Source organism: Nocardia sp. NPDC002869 (assembly GCF_046764065.1).
In the GTDB taxonomy this organism is placed as follows: Bacteria; Actinomycetota; Actinomycetes; order Mycobacteriales; family Mycobacteriaceae; genus Nocardia; species Nocardia rhamnosiphila.
The window spans coordinates 18,346-30,870 of the sequence record NZ_JBKOOL010000058.1; the positions used below are offsets into that span (position 1 = coordinate 18,346).

Genomic DNA, 12,525 nt, shown 5'->3' on the forward strand with positions numbered 1-12,525 from the left:
TGACCTCCGGTCGCGCGTCGATCCGGATTCGAGCGGGGAGTGAACACACGTCTCGGCAGATCTCACAGCGGGGCCCTGGCGATACGGCACCGGGCTGCCGGGGCCATAGGCTCAAGGGTCAGTTACCCAATAGCTAACTTATGGTATGGCTTCAAGTAAGGCAAGCGCCGCCGGCCGAGGTGCGTCGAGGTCGATCGTTCCGCCGCTCCGGTCACCACCGCGCCGGACGTCGATGGCTTCGGTTGCTGTGTCGCTACCCCCGGATCGCTGCGGTGACGCCGTCACGGCGTTCGGCCTGGCGCGATAAAGGCGCTCCCGTCACACCCGGCCGTATACACCCACGCACCCGGAGGACGTCGACGTGCCGGGGCCGGCAGCGGGGGCCGGTGGCCTACGCGTGCCGGATCGAGGCCGAATGGGCGGTGGTGAACTTTCCCACCCCGCACACTCGCCGGCATACGCCGCTATCGATCAGTGGCTCTCGGCGGTCAGCCGGATGATTCGATCCACCTCGTCGACAGTCGGCATCGTGCCGGGTATGTCCCCGGCAAAGGCCTGCGTTGCGACCATGGCGGCGGTGGCCCAGGCGAAGTCGTGTTCATCCGCGACACGGCGCTGCGGGTCCGGCCTTCCCTGGTCGCCGGCCACCGACAGCAGGCGATAGATGAGGGCGCCGACGAAGGCGGACCGTGAGCCGGGGATATCCGTGAGGGCCGCGGCCTGCATGCGGGGGATGTCGAGTGTGAGGCGGTCGGAGCGTACCGTGCATCCGAATTCTTCTACTACGCATACGGCGCGGGCGCCGAGCATTCGTAGCTGCTCCGCGATATGGGGAGCGGAGCGAGCAGGGACTTCGGGAACGAGGTAATCGAGTTCTCGAAGCGAACCGATCAGATAGTCCACATAGGGCAGGTAGCGGTAGAGAACCTGTGGAGAGTCGACCTTCGCGGAGGTGACGAGTACCGGTGGGCGGTCGGCCAGGGCTTGGACAGTGCCCAGAGCCTGTTCGATCACCGGAAGCGGGGGCTCGAGAGTGATGAGAACCGCGTCGGAATCGGTGAGGGCGGACCGGACGAGCGGAGCAGTGAGTTCGGTGTCGGTCAGCCGGATCCGGTCGTCAGTGCACGCGATTGTGCCGGTGACGCCGGTGCGATTCACGATCAGGGCGGTGATCGGTGTGGCAGTCTTCGGGACGATCTTTACCAGCGAGGTGTCGATGTTCTCGGATCGCAGGTAATCGAGGATGCGCCGACCGCCCTCGTCATCGCCGACAGCGGCGATGAACCTGACGTCGATGCCCAGGCGCGCCGCAGCAACGACACAATTGAGCCCCTTGCCGCCCGGATTCGCCGTGAAACGCCCACGCGCGAAACCGCGAGCGTCGGGAATGGTATCCACCTGGTAGACGTGGTCGATCACCGCGTCACCGATAACGGTGAGGGTCCCGATGCTCGCTCGTGCGGGGCCACGGCCGTATCGATCGTCGGTGTGAACCGCGCCGGTGACCAGTAACGCAGCGAGGGCGGTGAAAGCACGGCGTTCGGGGGTCGCGCGCAGAGAGCGCACAGTGGGAGCCGGCGGTATGGAGTCGGCGGACGCCAGTTCGTGTAGCCGACGCCAGTGCGCCGACAGATATTCGCGGCGTGCGCCGAGATCCTGGGAGTAGAGCGCTGCGCGATCGAGGTCGGGCTCGTCTGTCCCCTCCAGCAGGCCCAGAGACAATTCGGCGTCCGTGATCACACGGTGGGTGGGCGGCAATCGGCGCGCGTGTTCGCGTACGACCGGGAGGACGGCCTGGAGCCGGGTGCTCCCGTGGTCGTCCGCGTATCGCCTGACCACGGGAAGGTCGAGAAGGGGACTGATATCGATCTCGGTTGTCCGCAGCCGCTCCGAGCTGAGGCCGGACCGTTTGCAGAGCCGGGTCAAGATATCGCGGATCGCGACGATTGCCGTGTCGTCGTGAGGAACCATGTGGCACGCCTTTCAGCTGGTCCGTCGCCCGCTTGGGTTTCAGCATGGTCACCGGTGGCAATAACCATAGTGCAAGGGGCGTTTGGCATCCGCATTGACCGGCGGACTGTCAAATGACAGACTTGACAGAGAGTTTTCCCTCGATCCAGAGGACGGGAGGCCCTGGTGATCGCAGTAAGGAAATCCCTGGTCGGCGGACGTCGTGGCGAGGCGCTACGAGGTATCGATCGAGTGAGCGCGGACCCCGAGCCATCCTCTGTGCAGACGCGCTGAGCGTCCTTCGATCCGCCATTCCTGACGGCAGCGATGCCGTACCGGCCGTTACTCCGGCCCGGTCTCGGTGCCGAGCCCCTGAGGAGGCAGCTGTGACCATCCATATCACCGACTGGCTGATGACCAGCGGTATCTCCCCCGAACTCGCCGAACGCGTGCAGACCCGGCACGGCTCGTGGTGGCGGCTGAGCTGGCTGCCCGGCCGTGATCTGTCGTTCGAGCAGGCCTATGCCGGTATGGCCGTGGACGAGACATTGTCCGATCCCGCGCTGGTGTACGACCAGACGGCGATGGTCCGTGCCGCCGAATCGGTGGATCTGCTCGGCCTGGTCTGGGAGCAGGTGGTCGTGCTGCTGGCGAACCGAGTGGAGGCCCGGCTGCTGGAGTCGCAGTTCATGCACGATCGGCTGCCGCCGGGCGCGGTTCCGCATCGGGGCGGCCCCGGCGCCATCCGTAGCGGTTCCGCCGCGTGAGTGGCCGGTCCGCTCAGCGGTGCGCGGCGTGGCCGGCGCCCACGGCGTCGGCCAGGCTGCGATAACCACCGGCCCGCAGCCGGGCCGCGATACCGCGGTGGATGCGCCGGGTCCACAGTGGCCCGCCGTAGATGAAGCCGGTGTAACCCTGCAGCAGCGAAGCCCCGGCCAGGATTCGTTCCCATGCCTGCTCGGGGGTTTCGATCCCGCCCACCGAGACCAGCACCAGCCGGTCGCCGACCCGGGCGTACAGTCGCCGCAGCACTTCCAGCGAGCGGTCGGCGACCGGCGGGCCGGACAGTCCACCGGCCCCGATCGCGGCGACCTTGTCGGGGTCGCTGGCGAGCCCGGTACGGCCGATGGTGGTGTTGGTGGCGACGATACCGGCCACGCCGAGTTCCATCGCCAGATCGGCGGCCGCGTCGATATCCTCGTCGGACAGGTCGGGGGCGATCTTCACCAGTACCGGGACCCGCACGCTGTCGAGCACGGCGGTGAGGACCGGGCGCAGTGATTCCACGGCCTGCAGATCCCGCAGCCCCGGGGTATTGGGCGAACTGACATTGACGACGACGAAATCGGCGAGCGGGCCCAGCAGCCGAGCGCTGGTGGCGTAGTCCTGGGCGGCGTGAGCGGCGTCGACCACCTTGGTCTTGCCGATGTTCGCGCCGATCGGCACGCTCGTCTTCCGTTCGTGCAGCCGGGCGGCCGCGGCCGCGGCGCCGTGGTTGTTGAAACCCATCCGGTTGATGAGGGCCCGGTCGTCGGGGAGCCGGAACAGGCGGGGTTGCGGGTTGCCGGGTTGGGCGGCGGCGGTGACGGTCCCGATTTCGGCGAACCCGAAGCCGAGTGCGCCCCAGGCGTCGACTCCGGTCGCGTCCTTGTCGAATCCGGCGGCCATCCCGAGTGGGGCGGCGAACTCCACCCCGAAAGCGGTGGTGCGGAGGATGGGATCGTCCACGCCGAACAACCGGTGCAACAGGGCCCGGGTGGGGGCGAGTGCGGTGGCCGCGCGGATCACCCCGAACACGAGGCGGTGGATGCGTTCCGGCGGGACCAGGAACATGACCCGCAGCAGTAATCGATACAGCACGCTCATAGCTCCATGGAATGCCCCGCGGGGCTGGTCAGCGCGGTTTTGCGGCGGCGTAAGAGGACGCGGCGGCTGCCGTCGGTGTAGGCGCGGACGCGGGAGAGTTCCCAGCCGCCGTACTCGGCCTGGATCGCCAGCCGCATCGAGGCGGTGACCCGCGTGACATCGGGCGGCAGGCGCAGCGGTATGTACTCGTAGTCGTCGCCGCTTGTCTCCCAGGTGGCCGGGAGCGTGGTGCGCGAGGTCGCTGCACGTCGAGTGGATGCCATCACTGCCCTCTCTTGCGCTGGTCCGCGGGGATGCGCTGCAGACCCGGTTCGGTCGCGGAGCCGATGTAGAGATCGCCGGTCGTGTCGTCGGCGGTCACCGCGTTCGGCTGCCGGATCGTCGGATATCGGCCCACCTCGCGCGGTGTTCCCGTCGACAGGTCGTAGCCGACGATCTCGTTGCTCTGCGTGCACGTCGCCCATACGGTGTCAGAACGCCGGTCGTAGGCGAGTGCGTAAGGCGACGATCTTACCGGGTAGCGCTGACGCAGCACGAGTGGATCGGTGGTGAAGACCAGGAGCTGGCCGCTGTCGGGATCGGTGACAACAACCCGGTCGTAGGACGCTTCGACGAGGTTCACGGCCCCGGCCCCGGCCCGGAGCGCGAGCCCGAGCCGCTCCGCACCGGCTGTTATCTCGGTGAGCAGGGTCTGACGGCGGTCCAGTACGGCGAGGGTGTCACCGGTGAGGGCGATCGCGTCGGCGGACACCAGACCGGACACGGTCCGCTGGACGCGGCCCTCCCGGTCGAGGAGCAGGACCCGGCCGTCGGCGGTCCCGGCGATCAGGGTGCCGTCCGGGCGGGAGCGCACACTGCGCAGCGCGCCGTCGACGGGAATACGGGTGACGGCGCGGGTCGCGGCGTCGACGCGCAGGATCGCGCCGTCGGCGGCCGCGAGGATCTCCCCGGCGGTGCCGGCGGCGATCGCCGCAGCCGGGGCCGGTAGTCGTACCTCATGGGTCGTGGGCGGCTCGGTGGCCGGGGTGAAGACCGTGAGGGTGGTTCCGGCGGGGTCGAGGCCGGCGAGGTTTCCACTGCCCGGGTCGCCCACCAGGGCGGTGAGCGCGGTCGGGGCCGGATAGACCTGCCCCGCGGGGGCGGTGGTGACCGGTGGTGAAACCGCCGGTGTCGCCGGTTCGCGGGTGGGTACGTCGCCGGGGCCGGGCTCGTCGTCGCCCGAACAGCCGGTCAGTGCGACGACTGCGGTGAGCAGTAACGCGGCGACGGTACCGCGTGGTCTCCGGCGCCGGACCCGGTGCTCTGTGTCCGGAAACGACCGATGCTGCATTCGATTATCTGATCACGACGGGGTTGGCGGCGGTGCCAGCGGGGTATGTGGGGTGTCGGCAGCCGGGCTCCGGTGCGGGCCGGGTTAACGTACGGATCAGACGGTGCGGAGGTCAGGAGTTGACGATGCACGAGGTGCCGGGTTTTTCCGCCGACGAGGTGACCACGGGCCCGTTCGCGCACGGATTCGGTCGTACCGGTGACGGGCGCTCGTTCGCGTTCCGCACGGTGCGGGCGACACTGCGCCTGGAGGTCTATCGGCCCGATCTCCATCCCGAGGAGGTGCCCGGGCCCGAGGATGTGGTCGCCGTCGCGGAAACCCATGTGACGGATACCGATCTCGACGACACCCGCAGTGTGGTGGCACTGGTGCGCGATCTGCTCCCCGCCGCCGAGCCGCCGCCGCGAGGCCGTAATGTTCCGACCGTGCGGGCGTTGCTGGCCCGGATCGGGTCGGTGATCGAAGGTATGCAGTGAATGATGGTATTCATGACGTGATGCGGTACACATCTGTTTTCCGGCTGGTGCGCGGTGCGCGCGCCGGATTCATGTCACTCGTCATTCTGCTCGTGGGAGCGGTTTCGGTGACCGCCTGTGGGTCCGGGGTCGACGAGGCGGCGGTGGCGGCGGCGCGATCCTCGGCGAAGGCCGCGCTGTCCTCGTCCGCAGCGGCGACCTCGCAGGAGCTCGCGTCCCGCTCGCTCCCGACGGCCGCCGAACTGGACGGGCAGATCAAACGGGCGCTGGATCCGGCGCTGCCGGATTCCGAGCGGACCGCGCTGATCGAGGATGGGGACGCGTTCACGCAGGCGATCCCCGATATGTACAAGGCGCTGCAGGACAATCCGCGGGCCGTGTACGGGGTCACCGATCCGGTGTTCGACAACCACGACGGTACGGTGACCGCGACCTTGCGACTGGACAAGGACGGCTCCGGCACGGCCGTCCGTACCACCGTGGTGCATTTCATCTATCTCGACGGCGCGTGGAAGCTGTCGCGGACCGATCTGTGCGGGATCCTGCGTTCGGCCGATTACCGAACCGCGGCGTGCGGCTAGGCGGCGGGCGCGCGCGGATGTACCCGGCGGAATCCCATCGGTGGGGTCGTTTCGTGTACCGGCACCGGATCGCGGTACTCGTGGTCTTCCTGGCCTTGGTGGCGGCATCGGGTCTGTATGGCCGGGATCTCGCGGACCGGTTGACCCAGGAGGGGTGGTTCGACGAGTCGAGCGAATCGGTGGCGGCCTCGAAACTGGCCGACGCGACCTTCGGCCGGGACACCGACAGCGATGTGATCGCCCTGTATACCGCGCCGCCGGGGCGCACCGTGGACGATCCGGAGGTGCGGGCGGGGGTGACCGCCCAGCTGGCCGGGCTGCTGCGCGACCATCCCGACCGGGTGTTGCGGATCGACAGCTACTGGGACAGCGCGCTGTCCGGGCAGTTCGCCGACGATTCACGCACTCACGCGTTCGCCAGTATCGGCCTGCGGGGTGAAGGGTCGGCGACCGTCGACAACTACCAGGCGATCGTCGGCGAACTGGCGGCCGACGGTCCCGGTACCGGACCCGCCGGTACGACGGTGCAGGCGGCGGGCCTGCAGCCGGTGGTGGAGGGCATCAACACCGGGATGCAGGACGATATCCGGCGGGCGGAGATGATCGCGCTGCCGCTGGTGGCGATCCTGCTGTACTTCGTGTTCGGCGGCGTGGTGGCCGCCATGCTCCCGGTGCTGATCGGCGGGATGACGATCCTGGGCACCCAGGGCATCATGCGGCTGCTCACCGGCTATATCGAGGTGAACGTTTTCGCCAGTGCCGTGGTGACGCTGGTGAGTCTGGGCCTGGCGATCGACTACGGGCTGTTCACCGTCACCCGGTTCCGGGAGGAACTGGCCGCGGGTCGCGCTGCGGAGGAGGCGGTGGCGCGGACGGTCGCCACGGCGGGCCGCACGGTGCTGTTCTCGGCGGCGATCATCGCGGTGAGCCTGGGCGCGCTGTTGATCTTCCCGAACGGGGTGCTGCGGTCGGTGCCCTACGGCGGAATCAGTTCGGTGCTGCTGGCGGCGGTGCTGTCGGTGACCGCGCTACCGGCGATGCTGGCGATCGCGGGCCCGCGGATCGATCTGTGGCAGTGGCGGCGGTTCGCGCGGGCCGGGACCGAGGCCGAGATCGATCGCGGGATCTTCTCCCGGCTGGCGGGGTGGTCGATGGCGCGGCCGTGGGCGGTGATCGTACCGGTGGTGCTGGGCCTGTTGCTGCTGATGGTGCCGTTCCGGCATATCGAGTTCGGGGGCCTGAGCGAGAAGTATCTGGCGCAGGACAATCCGGCGCGGCTGGCGCAGGAGGAGTTCGACGCGCTGTTCCCGGGTTTCCGGACCGAACCGCTGCGCCTGGTCGTGACCGGCGCGGACGCGTCCCAGCTGAGCGATATCCGCCTGCAGGCCAATGCCACTCCGGGGCTGACGGGTCCGTTCGAACCCGCCGCTCCCACCCGTGCCGGGATCAATGTGCTGCAGGCGGGGCTGGTCGACGATCGGGCCGCCGATACCGCGATCGCGGTACTGCGCGGTATCGAGGAGCCGGACGGTGTGCGGGTGATGGTGGCGGGCGTGCCGGCGCTGGAACGCGACAGCATCCACGGCCTGCTCGACGGGTTGCCGCTGCTGGCGGCCGCACTGGTGGCGGCGGCACTGGCGCTGATGTACGCGGCGTTCCGGTCGCTGACCCTGGCGGTGAAGGCGGTGGCGATGTCGGCGCTGAGCCTGGGCGCCACGCTCGGCATCCTGACCTGGATCTTCGTGGAGGGGCACGGGGCGCGGCTGTTCGATTTCACGCCGGGGCCGTTGATGTTCGCGGTGCTGGTGCTGATCGTGACCGTGGTGTTCGGGCTGTCGACCGACTACGAGGTGTTCCTGCTGTCGCGGGTGGTGGAGGCGCGGACCGCGGGAGCCGACCCACCGGAGGCCATCCGGTACGGGATCGCGCACACCGGTGGGGTGATCACCTCGGCGGCGGCGATCCTCATCGTGGTGACGGGCGCGTTCGGTTTCTCGGAGCTGGTGATGATGAAGTACATCGCCTACGGCATGATCGCGGCCCTGGTGCTGGACGCGACGGTCGTCCGGATGCTGCTGACCCCGGCCGTGCTGAAACTCGTCTGGCGTCCTGGATCACGCGCCGCCCGGCCGCAATGACGCCTCAGCCGCGTGCGGGGCGGGCGGGCAGCACCAGTTGCGCACCGGTGTCCGGGTGGTCGAGAACCTCGACCGGGTACCGGTAGACGCGACTGAGCAACTCGCCGGTGAGGACCTCGCGCGGGGGCCCGGCGGCGGCGACGCGTCCGTCGTCCAGTACCGCGACACGGTCGGCGTAGGCGGCGGCGGACGCCAGATCGTGCAGGACGACCACCACCGCGGCACCGGCCGCGGCGCGGTCCGCGGCGAGGGCGAGCACGGCTTCCTGATGCCCCAGGTCCAAGGCGGCGGTCGGTTCGTCCAGCAGCAGGGTCGCGGTGTCCTGGGCCAGCACCCGGGCCAGCGCGACGCGCGCGCGTTCCCCGCCGGACAGGCTCGGAAACGACCGGCCGGCGAGGTGGGTGCTGTCGGTGGCGGCCATGGCGGCCGCGATCACTTCGTCGTCGCGGCCGGCGTGCGGGGTGCGCTGCCAGGGTGCGCGCCCCATGGCGACCACCTCCGCGGCGCTGAACGGGAAGCCCACCGTATGCGACTGCGGCAGCACCGCCCGGCGGCGGGCCATATCGATGGGTGTCCACCGGTCGAGCGGGTGGCCGTCGAGTTCGACGCTGCCCCGGCCGGGGTCCAGTTCCCCCGCGAGTACCGCGAGCAGGGTCGATTTCCCGGCGCCGTTGGGTCCCACCAGGGCCACGACCTCTCCGGCGGCGACCTCGAAATCGACGTCGTCGAGTACCCGCCGTGTCCCGCCGCCGCCCCCGTGCCGGTCGAGGGTGACTCCCCGGGCGCGCAGCGTGACGCGGCCCGGTTCCGGGGCGCCGGGCAGATCGTGACTGCGCCGCAGCAACCCGGTGAGCCCGTCGCGCCGGGTGGTGGTTTCCGCGGTCATGCCCAGCCTCCCGCCCGGGCCCGGGTGCGGCGCAGCAGCCAGAAGAAGAACGGGGCGCCGATGAGCGAGGTGAGCATGCCCAGCGGTAGGTCGGCGTTGTCGACCAGAGAGCGGGCGGCGACATCGGCGGCCAGGAGCACCACCGCACCGGTGACCGCGCTGACCGGGACCAGGGCCCGGTGGCCGGGGCCGACGACCATCCGCACCACATGCGGCACGATCAGGCCGACGAACAGGATGATGCCGGTGAAGGCCACCCCCGCGGTGGTCAGCACGGCGACGATCACGATCACCGTGCGTCGCAACCGTTCCACATCGACGCCGAGATGACGGGCCGCGGATTCACCGAGCGCGAGCAGGTCCAGCCGGGGCGCGACGAGGACCGCGGCGGCGATCCCCGCGGCGGTCAGGATCGCGACGACCGTGACCGCATCCCAGGTGGCGCCGTTGAGGCTGCCGAGCTGCCAGAACACGATCTGATCGCGTGCCGCGGGCGAGGCGACGAACAGCAGGAACGCGATGAGCCCGCCGGCGAACGCGTTGATCGCGACACCGGTGAGTACCAGGGTCACCACTTCGGTGCGGCCGTTCGCCCGCGACAGCACGTACACCAGGGCGGTGGTGATCAGTCCGGCGGCGAATGCGGCCGCCGCGACCGCCCAGGCGGCCACGAAAGCCCCGCCGAACACGATCACCGTCCCGGCGCCCACCGCCGCACCCGAGGACACTCCGATGACGCCGGGTTCGGCGAGCGGATTGGCGAAGACACCCTGGAGCAGCGCGCCGGCGGTGGCCAGGGCAGCGCCCACGAGGATCGCCAGGACCACGCGCGGGAACCGGACCTCCCACAGCGTGACCTCCCCGGCCGGGTGGGCGGGCAGCGGACCCCAGTCCAGGCCGATCCGGTGCGCGACGCTGCCGGCGACCTCGGCGGGCGTGGTGGGGACCTGCCCGATGGCGGCGGAGGCCAGGGCCAGTACCACCAGCGCCACGACAGCGACGGTGAAGGCGAGGACCACGCGGCGGCGGGGGTGACCGGTATGCAGGGGTGCGGGTGGTTTCTCCAGGTCGACGGTCATGCTGCATCCGACGGTGTGATCGAGGGCCCTCCGTGGTTACGCTGCGTTGCCGCCTCTGGCCCCGACTCGCTCATGCGCCGGTCCGGCCGTATACGGCGTCGGACAGCGCGGAGATGACCCGGCCGGTATTGGGCCCGAACGACAACAGCACCGCGTCGGACATATCGACGATCCGCTTGTTGCGGCCCGCCGGCGTCTGCGCGATGCCGGGGATCCGGGAGATCCCGTCGACTCCGCCGATCGATTTCATCCCGTCGGTCATGACCAGCAGCACATCCGGAGCGGCCGCGATCATGGCTTCGCTGGTGATGGCGGTGAACGGTTCGGTCAGCCCGGCCTGCTGCCCGGCGTCCTCGGCGTCGAGCGCGGCGATGAGCGCGTCGGCGCCGGAGCCGGGCCCGGCGAGCATGGTGATGGCGCTGGAACGCAGGTACAGGAACGCGATGCGCAGCCGCGGATCCGGGGCGGGTACGGCGGCGGAGGCGGCCGCGATCTCGTCGCTGGTGCGGCGGCCGAGTTCCTGACCGCGCTGCGGCACCCCGAGGGCGGCGGCGACCGCCTCGATCTGCGGGACCACGCCCTCCATGGTGCGTTCCGGATCGAAGTAGACGACGGTGATCCCGGTGGCGCGCAACTGTTCCCGGACCGCCGGGGATGCGCTGGTGGTGTCGGTGAGGAACACACTGGGTCGTAACGCCAAAATCGATTCCACGTTCAGGGCGCCGTTGCCGCCGGTAACGTTCGGCAGCTGCGCGACAGCGGGGAAGGCCGCCGCGGTGCTGCGGCCGACCAGGTTCTCGCCCAGGCCCAGCGCCCAGACGATCTGGGCGAGGGTGCCGTACCGATCGGCGGCGACGATCCGGCTCGCGTCGGCGACCGTGACATCGGCGCCGTCGAAGGAGCGGACGGTGGCCGGCAGGACCGGCGTGGGCGGCGGAGTGATCGGTACCGGATCCAGGTCGGCGAGGACCGCGGTGGCCGGACCCTGCCGGGTGGCGGCGCCGGCGGGTTCGGGGCTGTCACAGGCGGCGGTGAGTACGAGCAGGCCCGCCGCGAGTCCTGCCAGCAGTGCGCGCGCCCGTCCGGAGCGGACCCGGTGATACCTCATGAAGGCAAGGCTAATCCGTGCGGGTGTGGCCGGTGCTCGCCCGCCCCCGCACTACGGGGTGGAGCTCACGTCGTCGAGGGCGGCGGCGATCGCCCGCGGCAGTTCCAGCGTTTCGGCGGCCAGGACCCCGGTGAGCTGACCCATATCGCGGGCACCGACGAGCATGCTCGCGACCCCGGGCCGGTCCCGCACCCACGCCAGTGCGACCGCCAGCGGGGAGGTGGCCAGGCCGTCGGCGGCGGTGACCAGAGCGTCGACGACGGCGGTGGCGCGGTCGTCGTCGAGGCGGCCGCGGATCTCGGCGGCGGTCGCCTCGTCGGCGGCGCGGGAATCCGCCGGGACGCCGTCCCGGTATTTCCCGGTGAGGATGCCGCCCGCCAGTGGCGCGGTGGCCACCAGCCCGGCGCCGTGGTGCGCGGCGGCCGGCGCCGTATCGTCCTCCGCGCCGCGGGTGAGCAGCGAATACGGTGTCTGTACGGCGGTGACCGGGCTGACCGCGGCCAGGCTGGCCAGCTGCCAGGCGGTGAAGCCGCGGACACCGGCGTAGCGGGTGCGCCCGGAGGTGATCGCGTATTCCAGGGTCGCGGCGATCTCGTCCAGCGGGGTGCTCGCGTCCCAGGCGGTGATCTGCCAGAGGTCCAAGTGGTCGGTGCCCAGTTCCAGCAGGGTGCGGTCCAGCTGCCGCAGCAGGCTGCGGCGCGAGCAGTCGACCGTGATCCGCGCCTGCCCGGGCGGCGGCGGGTCGCTGCCCGCGGGGACCGACGGGAAATACGGGACCAGACCCGCACCGGCGCACAGGACGAGCTCGTCGCGCGACACCAGATCGCCGAGGAGGTCGGCGAGGATCCGTTGCGCGGCCCCGCCGGCATAGGCGGGGGAGGTGTCGACGAGAGTGCCGCCGGATTCGGCGAACGCGATCAGTTGCGCGGCGGCGGTATCGGGGTCGGTGTGGCTGCCCCAGGTATGGGTGGCCAGCCCGATCCGGGAAACCCGCAGCCCGCTGCGGCCGACGGTGCGCTGTTCCATCACCGAGTCTCCGTGTCCGGCACGGTTCGACAAATCCTCACGGCGCCCAGCCTAGAGCGTGTTCGCGCGGTGGCGGTCCGCCGAC

Annotated in this window: 12 protein-coding genes; 4 read left to right on the forward strand and 8 right to left on the reverse strand. The window is 70.4% G+C overall.

Translation table 11 applies throughout. From position 1 onward, the window contains the following. Positions 1-471: 471 nt before the first annotated feature. Entirely contained in the window at positions 472-1,971 is a 1,500-nt protein-coding gene (locus ACLML9_RS13445) for a carbohydrate kinase family protein (RefSeq protein WP_411945829.1), read from the reverse strand. A gap of 365 nt (positions 1,972-2,336) precedes the next feature. Here ACLML9_RS13445 and ACLML9_RS13450 point away from each other — a divergent pair, with 365 nt between their 5' ends. Further along, positions 2,337-2,717, forward strand: coding sequence for a hypothetical protein (locus tag ACLML9_RS13450; protein ID WP_411945830.1), 381 nt, complete (start codon positions 2,337-2,339; stop codon positions 2,715-2,717). 13 nt (positions 2,718-2,730) lie between these two features. Here the strand turns inward: ACLML9_RS13450 and ACLML9_RS13455 are convergent, their stop codons facing one another. From ACLML9_RS13455 to ACLML9_RS13465, 3 genes are read right to left on the reverse strand one after another with little or no spacing between them, the layout of a single operon-like run. Further along, entirely contained in the window at positions 2,731-3,807 is a 1,077-nt protein-coding gene (locus tag ACLML9_RS13455; protein ID WP_411945839.1) for a quinone-dependent dihydroorotate dehydrogenase, read from the reverse strand. A gap of 5 nt (positions 3,808-3,812) precedes the next feature. Next, positions 3,813-4,079 (reverse strand): DUF5703 family protein, encoded by a 267-nt coding sequence (locus ACLML9_RS13460; RefSeq protein WP_411945831.1) that lies wholly within the window; start codon positions 4,077-4,079, stop codon positions 3,813-3,815. Next, the gene (locus tag ACLML9_RS13465; protein WP_411945832.1) at positions 4,079-5,146 is read right to left on the reverse strand and encodes a YncE family protein; all 1,068 of its coding nucleotides are present in this window, start codon (positions 5,144-5,146) and stop codon (positions 4,079-4,081) included. The genes ACLML9_RS13460 and ACLML9_RS13465 overlap by 1 nt, the downstream gene beginning before the upstream one ends. 125 nt (positions 5,147-5,271) lie before the next feature. On the opposite strand from ACLML9_RS13465, the gene ACLML9_RS13470 reads away from it, so the two are divergent. The 3 genes from ACLML9_RS13470 to ACLML9_RS13480 are packed head-to-tail and all read left to right on the forward strand — an operon-like array spanning position 5,272 to position 8,341. Then, positions 5,272-5,622 (forward strand): hypothetical protein, encoded by a 351-nt coding sequence (locus tag ACLML9_RS13470; protein WP_036512174.1) that lies wholly within the window; start codon positions 5,272-5,274, stop codon positions 5,620-5,622. Between the two features lie 20 nt (positions 5,623-5,642). Continuing rightward, entirely contained in the window at positions 5,643-6,203 is a 561-nt protein-coding gene (locus tag ACLML9_RS13475; RefSeq protein WP_411945833.1) for a hypothetical protein, read from the forward strand. Positions 6,204-6,220: 17 nt separating this feature from the next. Beyond that, positions 6,221-8,341 (forward strand): MMPL family transporter, encoded by a 2,121-nt coding sequence (locus ACLML9_RS13480; protein WP_411945834.1) that lies wholly within the window; start codon positions 6,221-6,223, stop codon positions 8,339-8,341. Between the two features lie 4 nt (positions 8,342-8,345). On the opposite strand, the gene ACLML9_RS13485 is transcribed toward ACLML9_RS13480, so the two are convergent. The 4 genes from ACLML9_RS13485 to ACLML9_RS13500 all read right to left on the reverse strand — a co-directional run bounded on the left by ACLML9_RS13485 (position 8,346) and on the right by ACLML9_RS13500 (position 12,440). Then, positions 8,346-9,227, reverse strand: coding sequence for a heme ABC transporter ATP-binding protein (locus ACLML9_RS13485; protein ID WP_411945835.1), 882 nt, complete (start codon positions 9,225-9,227; stop codon positions 8,346-8,348). After that, positions 9,224-10,306, reverse strand: coding sequence for a FecCD family ABC transporter permease (locus tag ACLML9_RS13490; RefSeq protein ID WP_411945836.1), 1,083 nt, complete (start codon positions 10,304-10,306; stop codon positions 9,224-9,226). The genes ACLML9_RS13485 and ACLML9_RS13490 overlap by 4 nt, the downstream gene beginning before the upstream one ends. A 70-nt stretch (positions 10,307-10,376) precedes the next feature. Then, positions 10,377-11,414, reverse strand: a complete 1,038-nt coding sequence (locus tag ACLML9_RS13495; RefSeq protein ID WP_411945837.1) for a hemin ABC transporter substrate-binding protein — start codon at positions 11,412-11,414, stop codon at positions 10,377-10,379. Positions 11,415-11,465: 51 nt separating this feature from the next. Further along, entirely contained in the window at positions 11,466-12,440 is a 975-nt protein-coding gene (locus ACLML9_RS13500; RefSeq protein ID WP_411945838.1) for an aldo/keto reductase, read from the reverse strand. Between the last annotated feature and the right edge of the window lie 85 nt (positions 12,441-12,525).

What these genes read in the sequence shown, in the direction of transcription:
- ACLML9_RS13475 (WP_411945833.1), top strand. Translation starts at nt 5,643, where the DNA reads ATGCGGTACACATCTGTTTTCCGGCTGGTGCGCGGTGCGCGCGCCGGA.
- ACLML9_RS13465 (WP_411945832.1), bottom strand. Translation starts at nt 5,146, where the DNA reads ATGCAGCATCGGTCGTTTCCGGACACAGAGCACCGGGTCCGGCGCCGG.
- ACLML9_RS13500 (WP_411945838.1), bottom strand. Translation starts at nt 12,440, where the DNA reads ATGGAACAGCGCACCGTCGGCCGCAGCGGGCTGCGGGTTTCCCGGATC.
- ACLML9_RS13460 (WP_411945831.1), bottom strand. Translation starts at nt 4,079, where the DNA reads ATGGCATCCACTCGACGTGCAGCGACCTCGCGCACCACGCTCCCGGCC.
- ACLML9_RS13490 (WP_411945836.1), bottom strand. Translation starts at nt 10,306, where the DNA reads ATGACCGTCGACCTGGAGAAACCACCCGCACCCCTGCATACCGGTCAC.
- ACLML9_RS13485 (WP_411945835.1), bottom strand. Translation starts at nt 9,227, where the DNA reads ATGACCGCGGAAACCACCACCCGGCGCGACGGGCTCACCGGGTTGCTG.
- ACLML9_RS13480 (WP_411945834.1), top strand. Translation starts at nt 6,221, where the DNA reads ATGTACCCGGCGGAATCCCATCGGTGGGGTCGTTTCGTGTACCGGCAC.
- ACLML9_RS13495 (WP_411945837.1), bottom strand. Translation starts at nt 11,414, where the DNA reads ATGAGGTATCACCGGGTCCGCTCCGGACGGGCGCGCGCACTGCTGGCA.
- ACLML9_RS13445 (WP_411945829.1), bottom strand. Translation starts at nt 1,971, where the DNA reads ATGGTTCCTCACGACGACACGGCAATCGTCGCGATCCGCGATATCTTG.
- ACLML9_RS13470 (WP_036512174.1), top strand. Translation starts at nt 5,272, where the DNA reads ATGCACGAGGTGCCGGGTTTTTCCGCCGACGAGGTGACCACGGGCCCG.